The sequence below is a fragment of the Nocardia camponoti genome (assembly GCF_014646135.1).
GTDB classification, from domain to species: Bacteria; Actinomycetota; Actinomycetes; order Mycobacteriales; family Mycobacteriaceae; genus Nocardia; species Nocardia camponoti.
In genome coordinates this window covers 61,134-79,527 of record NZ_BMMW01000001.1, presented here as the reverse complement: position 1 = coordinate 79,527, position 18,394 = coordinate 61,134, and the positions used below count along the sequence as shown (strand labels likewise).

Here is an 18,394-nt window from a genome sequence, read left to right as displayed (position 1 = left end):
CTGCGGCGAAACTCAGTTAAGCAGTTCCACGATCGCATCTTGGCCGCGGCGTTGCGCGTTCTGTAGCGCGGTTCGCCCGTCGGCATCACGGATCTGCGGGTCGGCACCGGCGGCGAGCAGCGCGGCGACGGTTTCCTGGTAACGCCGCGATCCGTCGCCATAGACGATGGCCTCCTGCAACGCCGTCCACCGTGGCGTATTCACGTGGTTCACATCCACGCGTGCCGCGATCAACATCCGCACCGTGCTCACATGCGCGTGTTCGCTGGCGGGAATCAGTGCCGTGCCGCCGAAGCGGTTCACACTGCGCAGATCCGCACCGTGGCTCAAGGTCGCGGCGAGAATCTCGTCGAGGCCCTCCGCGCCCGCGTAGAGGTAGGCCGAATCCTGGATGTCGTCCTTGGCGTTCACGTCGGCACCCGCGTCAATCAGCGCCACAGCGGCCGCCGTCGACCCGTTCTTGGTAGCGGCGACCAGCGGAGTGCGCGCGTGCGCACCACGCGACTCAAGGTCAGCGCCGCGCGCGATGAGGTCACGAACCCGTGCGGTGTCGTTGGCGACAGCGGCGGCGTAGAGCTCGCCGTCCAGCGCGGGGTCGACGGTGATGATCTGCGGTGCGGTCGCCGATGTCATCGACGATGGCCCAGGCGCGGGCACGACGGTTGCCGATTCGGACACGTCAGGATCCGCCGAGCATGCGCCGACGCCCACCGCGAGAACGGCGAGCGCGAGCACGGGGCCACGAAGGATCGAGCGGACCGGGTTCATAGTTTTCTCCTCAAAAAACCTTCGCCGCAGCGGGCGAACCGCTGCGGCGAAGGTTTTTAAAGCTCGGTCTAGGTGAGCGGGCCGGTGGCTTCGCTGACCTGGACCGGCCCATCGAAGGTCTCGGAGGCTGGCAGTTCCTCAAGAACCTTGATCACTGCCGGGGGCGCGGAGTGCTTCTTCGCCGTGGCGACCAGCACGTCGCGACCTACGGGGTAGTTAACTCCGCCGAGGTACTTCTCGATCTGGATCGGGTTGGTCTGACCAGCCATGGAGACACTTCCTTTCGTCTGACGACTTCGGGACACTCACGAACAAGACCCACCGTACTCACCATTGGGCAGCCGATGAGCAAACTGGGGAAACAGTGAACGACGTGAGTCCCTACCGTGACCCGGACGAAGTCATTTCACCCGCAAACTACGCGTTGACCTGCTCTTTTGTCCGATTGCGAGTTAGCACACACAGCAGGTGCACGATCACGCCGACCACGGCGGCCATCGTGACGCCACTGCCCAGCAACAGGCGAAGGTCAGCGGGGAACCCACGGTAGAGCGTCGGGACCAAGATCGGCAGCAGGCCCGCGGTGATCGCGGCGGTCGCGGTGAGCAGCGCGCCGTCGTTGTCGAGATCGACCTGCTGGAACAGGCTGATCGCCGAGACGATGATGGTCGCGAAAACGATCGCGGCGGTCGCGCCGACAACGGGGCCGGGCAACGAGTTCACGATGCGACCGACGGGCGCGAGGAACGCGGCGAGGATCAGCATGACGCCGGTGATCGCGGTCACGTAGCGGCTACGGACGCCGGTGAGGCGAATCAAACCGATATTTTCGCCCGAGGTCACCATCGTCGGGCCGCCGAAGATGCCCGACAGCAACGACGTCACCGCGTCGCCACGAATCGTGCGACCCACCGTCGGAGCCGTATCGATCTGCGCGCCAACGACTTTCGCGTTCAGTACGGTCTGGCCGGTGGCTTCGGCCATCGAACCGATCGAGAACACCAGCAGCGGAACGGCAGCGAGCAGGTCGAAGTGCGGCGCGCCGAACAGGAACGGTTCGGGCAACTGCACGACACCACTGCTCGGGCGCAGCGAGAACTGCCCAAGCGCGGCAGCGGCAGCGGTGCCGACGCCCATGCCGATGAGCACCGAAACGCGACGCCACCCGGTCGGCAGCAGGCGATGCGCGAGGATCGTCGCGGCGATCGTCACGCCGGCGATCGCGACCGAACGCAAGGGGTGCTTGTCGTCGGCACCGGTGATCAGGTTCGCGCCGACCTTCACGAGGTTCACGCCGATCACCAAGATCATCGACGCGATCACAACCATCGGAACGAACCGCACAAGTCGCTGCGCGATCGGCACGAGCGCGATGCCCGCGACGGCGGTGATGATGACCGCGCCGGTGGCCGTCGCGGGGTTGTAGGTCTGGGCGATCTGAATGAACAGCACGACGGCGGCACCGCCGGGCAGCATCACGAACGGCAGACCCGCGCCGAGTCCATAGCGACCGCTCGACTGGAAGATCGTGCCGATGCCGCTGAACAGCAGCGCGCCACACAGCAGCGCGCGGGTGTCGCCGTCGTCGAGGTGCAGGCTGCGGCTGATCAGCAGCACCGAGGTGAGCGGCATCGCGATCATGACGACCAGATGCTGCAGGGCTGCGAGGAACGCGCGACCGGGCGGCGGGACCTCGTCGACCGGCGCGACTACGCGGTCTTTCACTTCTGTAGCCACGGAAGCTCCTCGGCGGTGTAGCGGTACGCGCGGAAGATGGCGTTGGAGATGCCGGGGAAGACCTGCGCGGTGTCGGGGTCGGGGTATTCGGTGAACGACGGGACGACGTATTCCCACACGATGCGGCGGTCGGTCGTCACCTCGAAGATGCGGCCGAAGGCGGCTTCGGTGATGAGGGTGTTGCCGTTCGGCAGCCGCTGCGCGCCGCCCATGAACGGGGTGAAGAACGCTTCGCGCGGCGAGTCCTGGTACACCCAGGTCACTTCGCCGGTCTTCGCGTCGAGTTCGATGACGCGGCTGTAGGTCACCGATTCGGCGGTGCGGAAGGTGCCGTTGTCGAAGACGAGGAGTTTGCCGTCGGGCAGCGGGGTGGCGTGATGCTGCTGGGCGAGTGTCGCGCGGTCGGCGACGCGGGTCGCGACACCGGTCGCGCGATCGATGAGGATCACCGCCGACACGCTGCGCAGACTCGCGACAACGGTGTTCTCGTCGAGCGGGAACACGCTGTTGATCAGCGGCCAGTGCTCACGCCAGTAGTGCGGCTGCAGGCCGAAATCGGCGGGGTTGAGGTGCTCGACGGCACGCCATTCCCAGGCGAGGGTGCCGTCGGCGGCGGTTTCGCGGATCACGTCCGACCACACGATGCCGTTCGCCTCGGAACCTTCGACGCCACCTTCGATGCGGGCGGCGTCGGCACCGGTGAGCGGTTCGACGGCGGTGTAGAGCACGCGGCCGTCGTCGTAGTGGTGCGCGTCGTGATGCTGGAAGTCGTCGCGGACTTCGCTGAGCACCTTGCCTGCTTCGTCGTAGCGGGCCATCGAGCCGCCGGAGTACTTGCGCCACATGGCAAACAGCGGCGGCTGGTTCAGCGTCGCGCCGTTGTAGGCGAGGCTGCCGTCGGCGAGGATGCGCGCGTGGCGGCCCGGACGGAACGGCAGCTGCCACTGGTGAGCGAGTTCGCCGTCGAGGTCAACGAGGTCGACGCGACCGTTGGCGGCAAGCGGCGCGTACAGCGTGTAGCCGGGCGATGCGAGCTCCGGGTCGCTGCCGATGAGCCCGATACCTCGACGCTTGAGCGTGTTCTGTTCCATGCCGCCTCTCCTGAATATTCGACTCCACTGAATATTCAGTACCGGACGACAAACCGGAACAGTTGCGATCACGGTGCGTTTAACCCATCGATCGCCAGGTCACACGCATGCTCTCCGCACCCCGACCTCGCCATGCGGCAGCACGGGTTCACTACAGTCAGGCCAAGACAGGCAACGGTGGAAGGGCGGATCAGCAGGTGACGCGCAGTGCGGAAGTTCCCGATGCCCGAGCGCGCCAGCTTGGCGCGGTCTTGCATGAGCGCCGCCGCGCTGCGGGAATGACGTTGGCGCACTTGGCAATTCAGACCGGACTGTCGCAGTCCTTTCTCAGTCAGCTCGAAAACGGGCGGACCAATACCAGCCTGCGTTCGCTGCAACACATCGCCGACGCGCTGTCGACGACGGCGACCGCGTTGCTCGCCGCCGCCGACGACATCGCGCCAACTCCCCTGGTCCGCGCCAGCGACGACACCGCCCGGCCGCAAGCCGAACCGGGCGGCGGCACCGTCCGCGCGCTCGTCAACGGCGACCGCGACCTGCGCGCGCTCGCCTTCACCGGCGGCACCGATCGCGGTGATCGCGACTTCGCCCACCGCGCCGACGAGATCATCCACGTGATTTCGGGCAGCATCTCCCTCGTCGCCGATGACGTCGAATACACGCTGACCGCGGGCGACACCTACTACTGCCAAGCAGGTGAACGACACCGCTGGTCAGCGCATACCGACGACACGCAAACGCTGGTGATCGCCGTTGCCGACGATCGAACGGTCCGACGAACCCGCTAGGGGCTGGCCGCCAGAAACAGGAACGCCGCGAAGATCGACAAGTGGACGCCGCTTTGCAGCAACGTCGCGCGACCGGGCACGACCGTCAACGCGCCGACAACAACGGTGACGGCGAGCAACACCATCTGCGTCGCCCCAAGACCGAGCACGAGCGGGCCAGTGAGCCAGATCGTCGCCAGCGCGATCACCGGAATCGTCAGCCCAATACTGGCCATCGCTGAGCCGAGCGCGAGGTTAAGGCCGATCTGCACGCGACTACGCCGCGCCGATTTCACGGCGGCGATCGTCTCCGGCAACAGCACGAGCATCGCGATCACCACACCAACCGCCGACTGCGGCAGCCCAACCGAGGCGATGCCTGACTCCAGCGCGGGCGACACCACTTTCGCGAGTCCGACAACGCATACGAGCGCGAGCATCATCAGACCAAGGCTGACCAGCGCGGCTTTGCCGGTTGGGCGACCGTGGTCGTCCGGTTCGTCGGTGTCGTCGACGACGCCCGCGTCTTCGACAGGCAGGAAGTCGTCGGGGTGCCGCACGGTCTGGACCATCACGAACAGGGCGTAGAGCGCGAGCGAAGCGACAGCCGCGAAACCGAGTTGCGCTGGCGAGAATTCGGGGCCGGGCTTGGACGTAGTGAACGTCGGCAACACCATGCTCAAGGTCGCGAGGGTGGCGACGGTCGCGAGCGCGGCACCGGTGCCTTCGGCGTTGAACACCGCGACCCTTCGCCGTAATGCCGCGACCAGCAACACAAGTCCGACGATGCCGTTGCAGGTGATCATGACCGCGGCGAACACGGTGTCGCGGGCAAGCGTCGCGGCTTTCTCACCGCCGGACAGCATCATGGTGACGATAAGGGCCACTTCGATCACGGTTACCGCCACCGCGAGGATGAGCGAACCGAACGGCTCGCCGACGCGATGCGCGACGATTTCCGCGTGATAAACCGCGGCGAGCACCACCCCGATCAACGCCGCGGTGACAACCGCGACGATCACCCCCGGTATGTCGCGCCCCCACGTCAATGCGAGAAGCACAGCGGAAATCAGCGGAAGGTAGGTCGTCCATCGGGAAAGCAATGTGGCGATCATGCCCTTCATGATTCCTCATCGATCTCGGTGCGCTTGAGGACATCGCTGGTATCAACGGTGATCATGTCGCGGCCTTCCTGCACGAGAACGTCCAAAAACCCTGGTGATACCCGCATTACGTAACCAATGATGGGACCGTCTTTGGTGTCGATGCGTTCCATCGGGGCCCACGGCACGCGCAGCACTGCGGCGAAAACAAGCGCGAGGATCGTCGCGATTACCGCGGTGCCGGTCACGTACCAGTGCGCGACTTTCGCGGCGCGGTGTCCTCGATTCTCGTCGCCGAGGCGCAGCGCCCCGATCACGACGACGGTGATCGCCACGGTCACCGCGAGCACCCACCACATGTGAAACGACCACAGCAGCGAGATGCCGAAGAGGCTCACAATCAGCAGCCAGCAGAGGTTGCCCACGTTTTCCCACGCGGGCGCGCCCATTCGGAACCGGGTGATGATCGCTTCGGGCCACAGCAGCGCGATCGCGATGCCGCCGAGAATGGGGTCGGCCATGAGGGTGCCGAGGCCCATGCTGACCGCGTCGCCGATGGTCAAGACGTCGACGAGGTTGAACGCGCTGTTCCAGTCGTATTCGGTCACCGCGAACAGGCGCAGCAGCAGAAAAACCGCGGCGACGGCGGTGAGCGAGAACCCTTTGACGAACAGATAGCCGTCGTTGAGGTTGTCCTTGACGTCGCTCATCGGGCGAGGATATCGCCGGGACCAGCGGTGATGGCGGACCCTGCACGCCAAGCGCGCGATGTCGGCCACAATGGCCGCGACACCGAATGAGGAGCAGACGATGATCGCGGGTATTTCGATGGAACCGACGCGGTGGACGCCGCCTGCCGCGCCCGCTCGCGCCCGGGATGCGCGCGGCACTCCCCCGCTTGCGACGCCCCGGCGCATCGAATTGTCCAGTGCGGGACCGGAAGACGTCGTTGTTGGTGACGACGGGTTCGTGTACGCGGGGCTCGCTGATGGTCGGATTGTGCGGGTTGATCGCGAGAGCGGCAGCGTTGTCGATGTGGTGAACACCGGCGGGCGCCCGCTCGGGCTGTGTGCGGAACCTGGTGGGGCACTGTTGATTTGCGACGCGCATCGCGGGTTGTTGCGCTGGTCGGGCGAGCAGCTCACCACGCTTGTTGACACCGTCGATGGTGTGCCGTTGAACATGGCGAGCAACGTGGTTGTCGACGACGACGGCACGATCTACTTCACGACGTCGTCGCGTCGGTGGGTGCTCGATGAGTGGATGAACGATTTGCTTGAGCACTCGGGCACGGGTCGGTTGTTGCGACGGTCGCCCAGCGGCGAGGTCGAAACCCTGTGTGACGGACTGCATTTCGCCAACGGCGTCGCGTTCACGGCCGACCAATCCGCGTTGATCGTCGCCGAAACCGGCGGTTACCGGCTGCACCGCTACTGGTTGCGCGGAACTCGCGCGGGCACCTTCGAACCGCTCGTCGACAATCTGCCTGGCTTCGCCGACAACATCTCGCTCGGCAGCGACGGGCTGATTTGGGTCACGCTGGCGTCGCCACGCAATCCGTTGCTGGACTTGCTGCTGCCGCGCGCCCCGTTTTTGCGCAAGCTGGTGTGGCGGTTGCCCGCGGTGTTGAAGCCGAAGCCGGTGCGGACGGTGTGGGTGCTCGGTGTCGATCCGACTGACGGGCGCGTCGTCCATGACCTGCAATGCGATGCGACGAACTACGGCATGGTCACGGGCGTGGTTGAGGTCGACGGGACGCTCATCCTCGGCAGTCTCGACGAGTCAGCCATCGCGGTCACGACTGTCAGCGGGGAGCAGAACTAGAACAAGTTTCAGTAATCGGGCAACATCCGAACGCGGGTGTCTTACCGTGAAGCGATGAGCACACCGACGTCTCATGCCCGGTTCGAACTGTGCTCGGGCACGTCATGGGGCGACCCGTTTCCGATGTATGCCGCGCTGCGCGAGCACGACCCGGTGCATCACGTCGTCCCGCCCGATCGTCGGACCGACGATTACTACGTGCTTTCCCGGCACGCCGACGTGTGGGCCGCCGCGCGTGATCCCGAAACCTTTTCTTCCGCTTCGGGATTGACGGTCGACTATGTCGATTTGGCGGCGGCCGGGTTCGGTGGGGTGAAGCCGTTCGTATTCATGGACCCGCCCGAGCACACCGATTTCCGGCGACGTGTCGCGCCGGGTTTCACTCCGCGCCAAGTGAATTCGGTCGAACCCTTGGTGCGCGAGTTCATTGTTGAGCGAATTGAGGCGTTGCGCGCGGCAGGCGGCGGTGACATTGTCGCCGATCTGTTCAAGCCACTACCGACGATGGTTGTCGCGCATTACCTCGGCGTTCCGCCCGCTGACCACGGCAAGTTCGATGAGTGGACCGACAACATTGTTGGCGGCGCGGTCGCTGGCGCGGGGATCGCGGCGGGCGACCAGAACGCGTTCGCCGCGGTCGGTGAATTGGTCGGCTATTTCAGCGAACTCATCGACCGCCGAAAGGTAGAACCGGGCGACGACACCATCTCGCACCTGCTCGCATCCGGACTCGGTGCCAACGGCGACAACGAGGGTCTGATCGCGATTCTTGGGTTCGCGTTCACGATGATCACCGGCGGCAACGACACGACGACCGGCAACCTGGGTGGGGCGGTGCAGTTGTTGACCGCCTACCCCGACCAGCGTCGCTTACTGATTGACGACCCGAGTTTGATCGTTGGCGCGGTTGAGGAATTTCTGCGGATGACGTCGCCGGTGCAGGGCCTCGCCCGGACCGCGACGCGGGACGTGACGATCGGTGATACGACGATCCCCGCAGGCCGACGTGTGCTGTTGCTGTACGGGTCGGCCAACCGCGACGAGCGCGAATTCGGTGCTACCGCAAGCGAACTCGACGTGCTGCGCGAGCCGAAACGGATCATGACATTCAGCCACGGCCACCACCACTGCCTCGGCGCCGCGGCGGCACGTATGCAGGCACGGGTTGCACTGACCGAACTGTTAGCGCGATGCCCCGAGTTCACCGTTGATCTGGATGCGGTGACGTGGTCGCAGGGGAACTACGTGCGCTGGCCAGTTTCGGTGCCGTTCTCGGCGGGAGCTTAGGTGCGCTGACCGTGGGTGGCGCTCACGGAACCGCGCTTTGGGGTGTTCGGCGCCGTCGCGGGGCGTTGGCGGAGCGTCAACACGCTGTGGTGGCGAAAGCTACTCGCACGATACCGCCACCCCAGCGTGCTCACCGATTTACAAGCCCGTCGGGTATGTTTCGGGGACTACGCCCTCTTCCCAGTGCGACGTCGGGTCCAACGGCTGCAGTGCCGTGGTCTCATCGATATGGATCACCGCGTCGAATTCCCGCGCCAATTGTGCTGCGTAGTAATGACTTTGGCGTTCAGTGTCCGGGCGGTAGATCACGCCGATCGCGCGTTGGAGTCGGTCGTGGGAAAGAACCTCGTCGACCGGCGTCGGCGCGTCACCCAAGCGCAAGGCGAATTCGGGAATTCCGGTGTCGTGCAACACTTCTTCGAAACTCGCGGGCAGCGGGAACCGCACGGTTTCGCGACGCGCTGGTCCGTCCCACACCTGCGCGGCGGTCACCGTCCCCGTGCTCGTTGTTTGTCCGATCAACCGCACTTGCTCGCCCCAGCGCTGGCGACCAAGCTGCCCGAGCGTCACCTCGCCCGCCGCGCCCATTTGCGTCGCACGAGCGTCGCCGACGTGAGAGTTGTGCGCCCACACCACAATTCGCGCCTCATCGGTGTGGGCGTAGAGCGCGGCGAGGGTTTCGGTCATGTGTTGATCGCGCAGGTTCCATGACGTCACCTGGTCGCCGAACATCGCGCGGTAGTACGCCTCGGCGTCGACGACGGTTTGGGCGTTGACGAGCGCGTCGAACGCGTCGTCGTCGGCATGCGCGTTCATCGAACGTTGTTGCAGCTCAAGCAATTGCAGCACCGCCTGGTCCTCGCATGCCGCCCCCGCGCCGAACGCGGCACCGAAACCGTAGGACTGTCCGTCGTCGCGGGGAACGTGATCGAAGCAGCTGTAGCGTTCGCGCGCCCGCGCGGCGGCTTGCGGGTCGACGGTGTCGAGGTAGGCGATCACCGCGTCCATCGACGACCACAGGCTGTAGAGGTCAAGCCCGTACATTCCCACCGGCGGAGCCGAGGAATTGTGCGCGCGCAACCAGGCGACGAAATCGCGGACCACGGTGTTGCGCCACATCCACGTCGGAAACCGTTCGAAGCCGCGCAGCGCTTCCTCGGCGGTGTGGTCGTCGCCGTGACCGCGCACGAACCGGTTCACGCGCGCCATGTCGGGCCAGTCGGCCTCGCACGCCACAGCGGTAAACCCGCGCTGCTCAATCAACCAGCGCGTGACCTCGGCGCGCCCGGCATAAAACTCCTGCGTCCCGTGCGAACTTTCCCCGATCATGACGATGCGCGCGTCACCGACCAGGTCATTGAGGAACTCCGCCGACGGCACCCCGTCGGTCGTTGGCAGCGCGGCGGCTCGCACAACGGCGATGTCGTCGACCCCGTGAGCAGCCACTCCACTTCGACTCATCACCACTCCTCACGCCGGGACCGTGCAGGACTTAGCCCATCGTAGAGAGGTCGGCCACCCACGCCCCCTTTCGCGACCATCTCGCAACGCGGCTACCTGCGGTAGGGGTCGACCAGACTGAACGGGCGTCGCGCGACTTCGAGCACGTCGGCGGGAAAGTTATCGCCTTCGATGTAGTACCGCGCCCGCGTCCGTCCGACGGGCGCGAGCACACCTTGCTGAGCGAGCGCTTTCAGATCGCGCTGCGCTTGCTGCACGCTGAGCCCTTCGCTCGCGCCATACCGCGACCGCCGCACGCGCCCCGAAACAGCGACGTCATGGAGCGCTGACACCATGCGCTCGTCCGCCACCGACCCTTCGAGCATCGCCCACACACGGCTGGACTGGTCGAATCGGGCGCGCACCGTTTGAGCCTGCTGGTGGTAAGCGAGGAGGTTGAAGCGCAGCCACTCGGTCGCATCGCCGTCTGGCTGATAGCTCGGGCCCAATCGTCCGAGCACCTTGTAGTACTCCCAGGTGTTCAACGAGCGACCAAGCCACGCCTCGATCGAGGAAAACTCCGGTGCGATCACTCCTGCCCGCGCGATCATGAGCGTTTGCAATGACCTAGACATGCGCCCGTTGCCGTCGCACCACGGGTGGATCGAAACGAGGTGCAGGTGTGCCATCGCGGCCCGCACCAGCGGGTGGTCGTCAGTGGGCGCATTGAGCCAGTCGATGAGTTCGCTCATGAGATCGGCGACGATGTCCGCGTCGGGTGCGGTGTAGGCGGCGATTCTCGGATTACCTGGGTCAGTGACGTACACGGGCCCCGCACGCCACTGCCCGGCAGGTTTGCGCGCGGTATGCCGGTGACCTTGCAACATCCAGTGCAGCGCGTTGAGCTGCCCTTTGCTGAACTGAAAATCCGGGGCGTCGTGCTGGGTTTGGAGATAGGTCATGAGGTGTTGGTAGGCAAGGGTTTCCGCGCGGTTCTCATCGGAAACGTCGACGTCGGATTCGCCTGCGATGAGGTCTTCGACGTCGATGGCTGAGACTTTGAAGCCCTCGATGCTGTTGGATGCGGCGACGGCGTCTGCGGTGAGGGATTTGCGCAGAACGGCAGTCCACTTGGCTGGGGCTCCCTGCACTCGACGGCGTAACTGCTCCCGCAGGTCGTCAACTTCGCCGAGAACCTGGCGGTCGCGATCAGCGAGTGCGGGAGTGGAATACAGCATGACGCTGATCGTGCGCTGACGTGATCATTGCGTCAACGTGCGCGTCGCCGCGGCGGGTCGTCCACCAAACTCGCGGCCAGCGAGGTGGTCGACCCACCGGGTGATCGTGCGCGTCGTATCGGGCATCACGAGACCGTGGCGGGCCGCCAGCTCATTGGCCGACGCGGTCGGATAGCGCTCTGTCGCAAGGAAACTCAGGGTTTCTGGGTCCGCTTTGGTCAGTGCTCGCGGCAGCAATCGCAGCAGTATCGGCGACACGCGGAAGCGCGGGGCGCGCACGCCCAAGCGCTCGGCAGCTAGCGCGATAAGCGTTGGCAACGTCGGGGTGTTGTCGTCGAGCACCCAGTAACTCATGCCTGCCGATGAAGGGTCGGTCGGCAGCAGCACCATAAAGTCCGCAAGGTAGTCGACCGCGACGATGGGAACGAAGGTATGGTCGTTGCCCGGGACGGCGGGGAGTTTGCCGTGCGCGAGCTGTGCGATCGTCTCCGCGAGGCCAACGTACTGGTCCGTCTCGCCGGTGACGCTTGAGCCAATCACTGTGCACGGGTTGATAATTGACCACGCAAGACCGGCTTCGGTCGCGAGCCCCTGAAAGACGGCGTCCGCTTCCGCTTTCGACGCTTCGTACGCGCCAAGTCGGCGATAGGTCGCGCGCGCCTGCTCGGCACTCCATCCGCGTGCGGCCGGTTCCTGACCGCCGACTCGGTAGCCGGAGACGAAAACTGTTCGGGCTACCTGGTCAAGCTCCGCGACGAACCGCACGATCGCACGAACGCTGTCGACATTGCCAGCGCGCGCTGTTTCGTTCGTCATCCCGAACTGGAAAGCACCCGCGCAGTTGTAAACCTCTGTGACGGAACGGAATTGCGCAGGATCGCCCAGTTGAGGCGCGGTGAAATCGACCAGCATCTGCTCCGGCTCCGCGCGCACACCGTGGTCGCTCAGCCAAACACACAGTCGCGCAAACGAATCCGCACTTCGCGTGGCAGCGGTGACGCGCACGCCCGCCCGGTCGAGCGCCACAATGAGGTGGCGCCCAATGAATCCGCTCGCGCCAAAAACCAGCGCGTGACGTTCGACGGTCATGTCAGTTCCCCTTTTGATCAAGCAGTGCGCTGAGCAGGTAGCCTGCGCTGTAGAGCGGCTCGGGATCACGCTGGGCACGGGCGACGATCATCGCGCCCTCGACGGTGCTCACCATCGCGGTGCCGAGTTGTCGCGCTTCTTCGTCGGAATAACCAAGCGCCGCAAGGTATTCCGCCGTGGCGGCGATCCACGACTCGTAGGCGCGCGCACACGCCGTCCGCAGCCGCTCGCTGTGGGCGCCCATTTCCAGCGTCACCACCGACACCGGGCAGCCGAGTTGGTAGTCGCTATCGACCAGCAGAGCGGCGAACGCGTCGATCAGACCTTTGACCAGCTCGCGCGGCGACGCTTCCGAAGCGGTTGCAGACGTGATTAGGTCACGAAATCGCTGCTCGGCCAACATAATTGCGCGCTCAGCGAGCTGTTCCTTCCCTTCAGGAAAGTGGAAGTACATCGACCCCTTCGGCGCGCCAGACTGCTCGACGATCACATTGAGCCCGGTGCCGCTGTAGCCACGCACCTGGATGAGTTCGAGCATCGTCTCGACGAGCTTTTCGCTCGTCCGCGCACCTTTCGTTTGAGCAGCCATACCGACAGAATAGACCAGTCTATATATTTTTCCCACCCTCCTTCAACGTAGGCTCGTTGGCGTCCGTTCCGACCAGGAGGTTTCGATGAGTGCGCGTGAACGCAGTGGGTGGGAAGAGCTCACCGCGAACGATCCGAACCACTCCTCCTGGTACGTCGACCGCTTCCGCACGCTCGCCGCTGACGGCACCGACATCGTCGGTGAGGCTCGGCTCGTTGACGCGATGCTCGCGCGCGGCAGTCACGTGCTCGACGCCGGGTGCGGGCCGGGGCGGATCGGCGGGTATCTGCACGAAGCGGGGCACACGGTTGTCGGCGTCGACATTGACCCGGTGCTCATCGACGCGGCGCGTGAGGACTACCCGGGGCCGACCTGGCAAGTGGGCGACCTAGCCGAATTGTCCTTAGAGCAAAGGGAATTCGACGCTATCGTGTCGGCGGGCAATGTAGTCACCTTCCTCGCCCCGTCGACGCGCGAGACCGTCCTGGCAAACTTCGCGAGCCACCTCGCGACAGATGGTCGCGCAATCGTTGGCTTCGGCGCGAATCGCGGATACGAGTTCGCCGACTTTCTCCGCGACGCGGAAAAGGCCGGCCTCACCCCTGACGCGCTCTTCTCAACCTGGGACCTGCGCCCGTTCCGCGAAGGCGCGGACTTCCTCGTCGCGGTTCTGTCCAAGTCAGACCACGACTCGGCGTCCGTTCGATGACGGACACCTCCGCAGCGGACCAAATGTGTGAAACTAGCCGACGCAACCGCGATCGGACATTGGGAGGCACACGTGCGAGGTTTTTCGGCAGTCGTCATCGTTTCCGCAGTCCTCGCGCTCGCCGGGTGCGGATCGGATGACACGTCGTCGACCACCGCCGCGAGCCCTTCGACGACGAGTGCCGGAAAGCCGCCGTCGACCGGGTCGACCACCCCCGACGCGAACCCCGGTGCGGCGTGCGGCACGGTCACCTACCCGCAGACCGGGGTCACCGCCACCGTCCGCGTCGACAGCGGCACGATCAGCTGCCCCGACGCGCTGCTCACGCTGACGAAATACGTCACCGACGCGACCGTCCTCCACACCGGCGACACGTGGACTTCCTCGTTCGACGGCTGGCAGTGCATGACCCCGCAGGTCGCCGATCGGCAGCCCAACCAGGTCCTCAGCGAATGCACCCGAGGCGGGACGCGCATTATCACCAACTAACCCTGTCGCGAGGGAGCCGGATGGATACCGAAGGGCTCGACCAACGGTTAGCGCGGATCAGCCAGCACCATTTCCGCGCGAAATTCCATCTGCGTGGCCGCGACCGCGCGATTGTCGATTTGCGCGGGATTAACACCGTCCGCAAGCATGCCCACGAGCTCATCGGCCAGCGCCTCGCCCCGGCAGAGCCGCGCAACGACGGCAAGCAGACGCCGTATCGCGGCCACCCCGTTTTCGTCGCTCAGCACGCGACGGCGACATGCTGTCGCAACTGCCTCGAACGCTGGCACGGCATCAAGAAAGGCCGCGACCTGGACGAGGGTGAACGCGAATACGTGGTCGAAGCGATCTGCCGCTGGATCGTCAAGGAATACGCGCCCGCAACACCGCCGGAGTAGACGCGACGCCCCGCCATTGCGGCGGGCAACAGCTTGCCCGAGAACTCGCGCGCTAGCGAGCCGGACGTACTCCAGTTCCGCGCGGGCTGCGCTAACGGAATGCGAAGTCCTTAGGGGCACTTGCGCGAAAGACCGATGGAGACAACCCTTTTCGATACTCACACGATCTCTGATGCCAGCCTAGCTTGGGCTCGCCCTACCTCGCTCGCTAAATCGCGTCATCACCATGCGCGCGGATTCCGCACGACAGCCACCCCCCGGGCGCTCATCGGCGCCAGCTTGACATGTCGGTTGCGTCCGGTTTGATGCACCTGTGAAGAGTCAGACCAGAACTGTCCGCGACCTCGCCGTCGGTGATCGGTTCCGTGCGCGAGCCGCGATGGGGTGGCGCGACGCGCCGACAGTCGCCGAGGTGAGTCCCGACGAATTCCGTGCTACCGCATGGGGTTCGAAGCCGGAGATGCGGTTCTGTCGAGACACCGGGCTTGAGCTGGGCGACATCGAGCCAGCCTGGCAGGCAATGATCACCTCGGTCGCCGTTATCCCGGACGCCCTAAAGGCGGCGGTCGATGAGCGCGATCGGCTGATTCAAGACTGGTTTCGTTCCAACCCGATGGCCACGCTGCCAACGGAGTTGCGCGGGAACGAATCGCGTCAGGCGGCCTACGCGATATGGGAAGCCGATCCGCTGCACCCAGACCTCCCGGAACTAGGCCGTCAGTTTCTCGCTCAGGCCACTGACCGGGCACAATCACCCGAAGCACGCTCCGACGCGGCAACGCTGTTGGGCCGCTACGAATATCCCATCGTCATCGCGACGCTGATCGAGATCGCGGGGAGCACCGACTCGCCCGAACTGGTCGTCGAGGCCGCTGCGCGAGCGCTAGGCTTGTTTTGGCTGACGGAAGACATCGTCGCTGCTGACGTTCTTGACCAACTGTTGCCGCTGGCGAGGGCAGAACTGCGCAGGCTCATCCCGTGGATCGAGGTAGGCCGCGCGCGGGCGTGGGAGTGCGCCGGGTGCGCGGTCGATACGCAGACAATCGACGAGTATTACATGCTTCAAAACGCCCTGTGGGAGAGCGTGAGCACCGAGGGCGAACGTCTCCTTTGCATCGGATGCGTTGAGGACCGTCTCGGGCGGACGCTCACGGCTGCTGACTTCACCGAGGTGGACGTGAACCGCAGCCCAGGGTGGTCACGCAGTGCGCGTCTGATGGACCGGCTCGGTCTCGCACCTATTGAGGAAGTTCGGGTCGAATGAACCGGCCTGCGACCCAAGCGATTACCTTCCCCGCCGACGATGCTTCCTTTCGGAACAGTCTCCGTATCCATCCTTAACGCCTGAGTAACAGCCGATTCCTATTGTCGGACAATGGAAAGCACGATCACGCCGCCGAGCAGTGAAATGGTCCGGCTTGCGAACAAACCGCCCTGGTACACGTCCCTCTTTCTCCAACTTCTCGTCGCGATTGTCGCGGGCATCCTCGTCGGCTGGCTCTGGCCCGACATGGGTGCCCACTTCAAGCCGCTCGCCGACGGGTTCATCAAGCTCATCAAGATGCTGATCGCCCCGATCATCTTCTGCACAGTGGTGATCGGCATCGCCCACGTTGGCGATTTGAAGGCCGTCGGGCGGATCGGGGTGAAGGCGCTGATCTACTTCGAAGTGGTGACCACCTTCGCTCTCCTGTTTGGCCTGGTCGTTGGCAATATCGTCAAGCCGGGCGCGGGGTTTAGCATCTCGCCGGAAACGCTGGCCAATGGCGCGGAAGCCGTGGCAAAGAAGACCGGCAACGGCGAACTGCCGCACACGGTTCAATTCCTGCTCAACATCATTCCGACCTCGGTGATGTCGGCGTTCGCCGAGAATGCCCTGTTGCAGGTGCTCTTTTTCGCGGTGCTGTTCGGGCTCGCGCTAGCCAAGTTCGGCGAAACGGGACCGCCGGTGATCTTCGAATTCATCGACCACCTGAGCCACATTTTCTTCACGATCATCGGCTGGGTCATGCGGCTTGCCCCGCTCGGCGCGTTCGGTGCGATGGCGTACATCATCGGCCAATACGGGATCGGCTCGCTCGCCAGCTACGGAAAGCTCATTGCCGCATGCTATTTGGCGGCGTTACTGTTTATCTTGATCTTGGCCGCGATCGCCTGGTTCCTTGCTGGCGTGAACCTGTGGAAGTTCCTGGTTTACGTCAAGGACGAGTTCTTCCTCGCGCTTGGCACCGCGTCAACCGAAGTGGTTTTGCCGCGCATTATGACCAAGCTGAATAACGCTGGATGTTCGCCAACGACAACGGGACTCGTTGTGCCGACGGGGTATTCGTTCAACCTCGACGGCGCAACGCTTTATCTCTCGATTTGCACCCTGTTTCTCGCGCAAGCACTTGGCGTCGACCTGTCGCTAGGTGAACAGATCACCGCCGTGCTGGTGCTGATGCTCACGTCGAAAGGCATGGCGGGCGTGCCGGGGTCGTCGTTCCTCGCGCTGTCGGCGACGATCGCCGCGATCGGGCACGGCGCGATTCCCGTTGCCGCCGTTGCCCTCTTGCTTGGTGCGGACCGCATCATGGACTCGATGCGGGTTTCGGTGAACTTGTTGGGCAACTGCGTCGCCACGTTCGTTGTCGCGAATTGGGAAGGCCAACTCGACAAGGAACGCATGCGTGAAGTGCTCAATGCGAGCGACGATCAGCCGAAACTTTTGCGCAATGTCGCCACCGAAACGTGCGGCCAGCCAACGATGCCCTGATTCGGCATCAACAGAATTCGGAAATTGATCACGCACATTTGCGCGTACTGCAATTGCATCATCGGCGGTCTGGTCGGGTGGGTGAGTTTCTCGATCCACAACGTCGCGTAAACGAGGGTTGTTTGCGCGTTCGGGCCCATGCCGCCGGTGGGCACGCCGCCCAGGAGGAAGGGCGAATTTGTCAGTCCCCCATCAGAATTCGGTGGGTGCACCGTCGTGTACGGGCCGTACGGGTCGTTGACCTTGTTGCGGAAACCGACCCTGGCCTGGGTCATGACATTAATCGCGACACCTTCGAAGCTGTATCCCTCGGCCACCTGTTTCCGCACCACCGACTGCAAAAGCGTGATCGGGTCGTTCACCACGTCCTGCATCGCGACACCGAGCAGTTCACTCGGCAGCGCTGGGTCCGGTGGGTTCGTATCGTACGGCGTCCGTGGGTTTTTCGGCCCTTCGGGAACGGTGAGGTCGTACTGCTGAAACGGTTTGAGGTGGTCGGTGCGCGACGTGCCCGCCTCAGATGTGCCGTGCGCGTTCATAATCGCCTCAGCAGGCGGGACGACGCCGGTGATCGGCGTGCTGTTGAACGAAAGGAAACTCGAAAACGCGAACGGATCTTGCGACGTCGCCAGCACCGGTGTTCCGGAAAAACGCGTTGCCGCACCCTGCGCGAGAATCGAATTACCGTGCGGAATCGACGCCATTCGGTACACAATCTGCCCACCAGTCGGCGGCTTTTCCGGCGGATAATCGACGACCGGCTGGATCATCCACATTCCCGGTTCAATATGCAGCGCACTGCCTGTCGCGGCGTCGCGAACCTTGTGCAAATAGGTGACCCCATACAAGTCGACCCCGTCGCACCCGCACGCGCGGTTCGGCACCGGCGACCCAATCGGGTTCACATCGTAAGTTTCGCTAGTTTGATTCAGCTGAAGGTAAAGATTCGCGTGCCCAGCGAAATCCGGGCGGGCGATCAGATTAAATCCTGTCCCCTGCCACGACCCGGCCATTTCGCCGAGCAAACCAAGGTGCTGTTGCGTGCCGTCACTGTCGGAGCCGTATCGAACCGATGAAGCACCCACTCGTGTCTCCCGTCGGAGTTGGTTT

18 protein-coding genes and 1 pseudogene are annotated in these 18,394 nt (G+C 64.3%); 8 read left to right on the top strand and 11 right to left on the bottom strand.

The window, feature by feature from the left end:
• Window positions 1–12: 12 nt before the first annotated feature.
• The 4 genes from IEX78_RS00390 to IEX78_RS00375 all read right to left on the bottom strand — a co-directional run bounded on the left by IEX78_RS00390 (window position 13) and on the right by IEX78_RS00375 (window position 3,596).
• Window positions 13–768, bottom strand: coding sequence for an ankyrin repeat domain-containing protein (locus IEX78_RS00390; protein ID WP_188826699.1), 756 nt, complete (start codon window positions 766–768; stop codon window positions 13–15).
• Window positions 769–836: 68 nt separating this feature from the next.
• Window positions 837–1,037 carry a DUF2795 domain-containing protein gene (locus tag IEX78_RS00385; protein WP_188826698.1) on the bottom strand — a complete coding sequence of 67 codons (201 nt, stop codon included), beginning with the start codon at window positions 1,035–1,037 and terminating at the stop codon, window positions 837–839.
• A gap of 148 nt (window positions 1,038–1,185) precedes the next feature.
• Window positions 1,186–2,505: a uracil-xanthine permease family protein gene (locus IEX78_RS00380; protein WP_188826697.1), complete on the bottom strand. Its 1,320-nt coding sequence runs from the start codon at window positions 2,503–2,505 to the stop codon at window positions 1,186–1,188.
• Window positions 2,490–3,596 carry an aryl-sulfate sulfotransferase gene (locus IEX78_RS00375; protein ID WP_188826696.1) on the bottom strand — a complete coding sequence of 369 codons (1,107 nt, stop codon included), beginning with the start codon at window positions 3,594–3,596 and terminating at the stop codon, window positions 2,490–2,492. The genes IEX78_RS00380 and IEX78_RS00375 overlap by 16 nt, the downstream gene beginning before the upstream one ends.
• Window positions 3,597–3,793: 197 nt before the next feature.
• Here IEX78_RS00375 and IEX78_RS00370 point away from each other — a divergent pair, with 197 nt between their 5' ends.
• On the top strand, window positions 3,794–4,384 hold the full coding sequence (locus tag IEX78_RS00370) for a helix-turn-helix domain-containing protein (protein WP_188826695.1): 591 nt from the start codon (window positions 3,794–3,796) through the stop codon (window positions 4,382–4,384).
• On the opposite strand, the gene IEX78_RS00365 is transcribed toward IEX78_RS00370, so the two are convergent.
• Together IEX78_RS00365 and IEX78_RS00360 are read right to left on the bottom strand one after the other, a co-directional pair.
• Window positions 4,381–5,466, bottom strand: a complete 1,086-nt coding sequence (locus tag IEX78_RS00365; protein ID WP_229683774.1) for a calcium:cation antiporter — start codon at window positions 5,464–5,466, stop codon at window positions 4,381–4,383. The genes IEX78_RS00370 and IEX78_RS00365 overlap by 4 nt on opposite strands.
• Before the next feature lie 17 nt (window positions 5,467–5,483).
• Window positions 5,484–6,176: a hypothetical protein gene (locus tag IEX78_RS00360; protein WP_188826693.1), complete on the bottom strand. Its 693-nt coding sequence runs from the start codon at window positions 6,174–6,176 to the stop codon at window positions 5,484–5,486.
• A 100-nt stretch (window positions 6,177–6,276) separates the two neighbouring features.
• Here IEX78_RS00360 and IEX78_RS00355 point away from each other — a divergent pair, with 100 nt between their 5' ends.
• Window positions 6,277–7,290 (top strand): SMP-30/gluconolactonase/LRE family protein, encoded by a 1,014-nt coding sequence (locus tag IEX78_RS00355; RefSeq protein ID WP_229683607.1) that lies wholly within the window; start codon window positions 6,277–6,279, stop codon window positions 7,288–7,290.
• A 54-nt stretch (window positions 7,291–7,344) separates the two neighbouring features.
• Entirely contained in the window at window positions 7,345–8,577 is a 1,233-nt protein-coding gene (locus IEX78_RS00350) for a cytochrome P450 (RefSeq protein ID WP_188826692.1), read from the top strand.
• A gap of 138 nt (window positions 8,578–8,715) precedes the next feature.
• Here the strand turns inward: IEX78_RS00350 and IEX78_RS00345 are convergent.
• From IEX78_RS00345 to IEX78_RS00330, 4 genes and pseudogenes are all read right to left on the bottom strand, one after another.
• Window positions 8,716–9,993, bottom strand: a pseudogene (locus IEX78_RS00345) (erythromycin esterase family protein); the annotation flags it as partial.
• 137 nt (window positions 9,994–10,130) lie between these two features.
• Window positions 10,131–11,255: a Fic family protein gene (locus tag IEX78_RS00340; RefSeq protein ID WP_188826690.1), complete on the bottom strand. Its 1,125-nt coding sequence runs from the start codon at window positions 11,253–11,255 to the stop codon at window positions 10,131–10,133.
• Window positions 11,256–11,279: 24 nt separating this feature from the next.
• The gene (locus IEX78_RS00335; protein ID WP_188826689.1) at window positions 11,280–12,344 is read right to left on the bottom strand and encodes an SDR family oxidoreductase; all 1,065 of its coding nucleotides are present in this window, start codon (window positions 12,342–12,344) and stop codon (window positions 11,280–11,282) included.
• A 1-nt stretch (window position 12,345) separates the two neighbouring features.
• Window positions 12,346–12,933, bottom strand: a complete 588-nt coding sequence (locus tag IEX78_RS00330) for a TetR/AcrR family transcriptional regulator (protein WP_229683606.1) — start codon at window positions 12,931–12,933, stop codon at window positions 12,346–12,348.
• Window positions 12,934–13,018: 85 nt separating this feature from the next.
• Between IEX78_RS00330 and IEX78_RS00325 the strand changes: the two genes are divergently transcribed.
• The 5 genes from IEX78_RS00325 to dctA all read left to right on the top strand — a co-directional run bounded on the left by IEX78_RS00325 (window position 13,019) and on the right by dctA (window position 17,284).
• Window positions 13,019–13,642, top strand: a complete 624-nt coding sequence (locus tag IEX78_RS00325) for a class I SAM-dependent methyltransferase (protein ID WP_188826688.1) — start codon at window positions 13,019–13,021, stop codon at window positions 13,640–13,642.
• Between the two features lie 72 nt (window positions 13,643–13,714).
• On the top strand, window positions 13,715–14,131 hold the full coding sequence (locus IEX78_RS00320; RefSeq protein ID WP_188826687.1) for a hypothetical protein: 417 nt from the start codon (window positions 13,715–13,717) through the stop codon (window positions 14,129–14,131).
• A gap of 20 nt (window positions 14,132–14,151) precedes the next feature.
• Entirely contained in the window at window positions 14,152–14,529 is a 378-nt protein-coding gene (locus IEX78_RS00315; protein WP_188826686.1) for a DUF4186 domain-containing protein, read from the top strand.
• A 313-nt stretch (window positions 14,530–14,842) separates the two neighbouring features.
• Window positions 14,843–15,793 (top strand): HEAT repeat domain-containing protein, encoded by a 951-nt coding sequence (locus IEX78_RS00310; protein ID WP_188826685.1) that lies wholly within the window; start codon window positions 14,843–14,845, stop codon window positions 15,791–15,793.
• Between the two features lie 111 nt (window positions 15,794–15,904).
• Complete coding sequence (gene dctA / locus IEX78_RS00305; RefSeq protein WP_188826684.1) at window positions 15,905–17,284, top strand: C4-dicarboxylate transporter DctA; 1,380 nt, start codon at window positions 15,905–15,907, stop codon at window positions 17,282–17,284.
• On the opposite strand, the gene IEX78_RS00300 is transcribed toward dctA, so the two are convergent.
• Window positions 17,224–18,297: a heme-binding protein gene (locus IEX78_RS00300; RefSeq protein WP_229683772.1), complete on the bottom strand. Its 1,074-nt coding sequence runs from the start codon at window positions 18,295–18,297 to the stop codon at window positions 17,224–17,226. The genes dctA and IEX78_RS00300 overlap by 61 nt on opposite strands.
• Between the last annotated feature and the right edge of the window lie 97 nt (window positions 18,298–18,394).

Bases quoted from the DNA above. Each gene is read 5' to 3' on its own strand.
- IEX78_RS00390 (WP_188826699.1), bottom strand. From the start codon at position 768: ATGAACCCGGTCCGCTCGATCCTTCGTGGCCCCGTGCTCGCGCTCGCC.
- IEX78_RS00385 (WP_188826698.1), bottom strand. From the start codon at position 1,037: ATGGCTGGTCAGACCAACCCGATCCAGATCGAGAAGTACCTCGGCGGA.
- IEX78_RS00375 (WP_188826696.1), bottom strand. From the start codon at position 3,596: ATGGAACAGAACACGCTCAAGCGTCGAGGTATCGGGCTCATCGGCAGC.
- IEX78_RS00360 (WP_188826693.1), bottom strand. From the start codon at position 6,176: ATGAGCGACGTCAAGGACAACCTCAACGACGGCTATCTGTTCGTCAAA.
- IEX78_RS00355 (WP_229683607.1), top strand. From the start codon at position 6,277: ATGATCGCGGGTATTTCGATGGAACCGACGCGGTGGACGCCGCCTGCC.
- IEX78_RS00350 (WP_188826692.1), top strand. From the start codon at position 7,345: ATGAGCACACCGACGTCTCATGCCCGGTTCGAACTGTGCTCGGGCACG.
- IEX78_RS00340 (WP_188826690.1), bottom strand. From the start codon at position 11,255: ATGCTGTATTCCACTCCCGCACTCGCTGATCGCGACCGCCAGGTTCTC.
- IEX78_RS00335 (WP_188826689.1), bottom strand. From the start codon at position 12,344: ATGACCGTCGAACGTCACGCGCTGGTTTTTGGCGCGAGCGGATTCATT.
- IEX78_RS00330 (WP_229683606.1), bottom strand. From the start codon at position 12,933: ATGGCTGCTCAAACGAAAGGTGCGCGGACGAGCGAAAAGCTCGTCGAG.
- IEX78_RS00325 (WP_188826688.1), top strand. From the start codon at position 13,019: ATGAGTGCGCGTGAACGCAGTGGGTGGGAAGAGCTCACCGCGAACGAT.
- IEX78_RS00315 (WP_188826686.1), top strand. From the start codon at position 14,152: ATGGATACCGAAGGGCTCGACCAACGGTTAGCGCGGATCAGCCAGCAC.
- dctA (WP_188826684.1), top strand. From the start codon at position 15,905: ATGGAAAGCACGATCACGCCGCCGAGCAGTGAAATGGTCCGGCTTGCG.
- IEX78_RS00300 (WP_229683772.1), bottom strand. From the start codon at position 18,297: ATGGCCGGGTCGTGGCAGGGGACAGGATTTAATCTGATCGCCCGCCCG.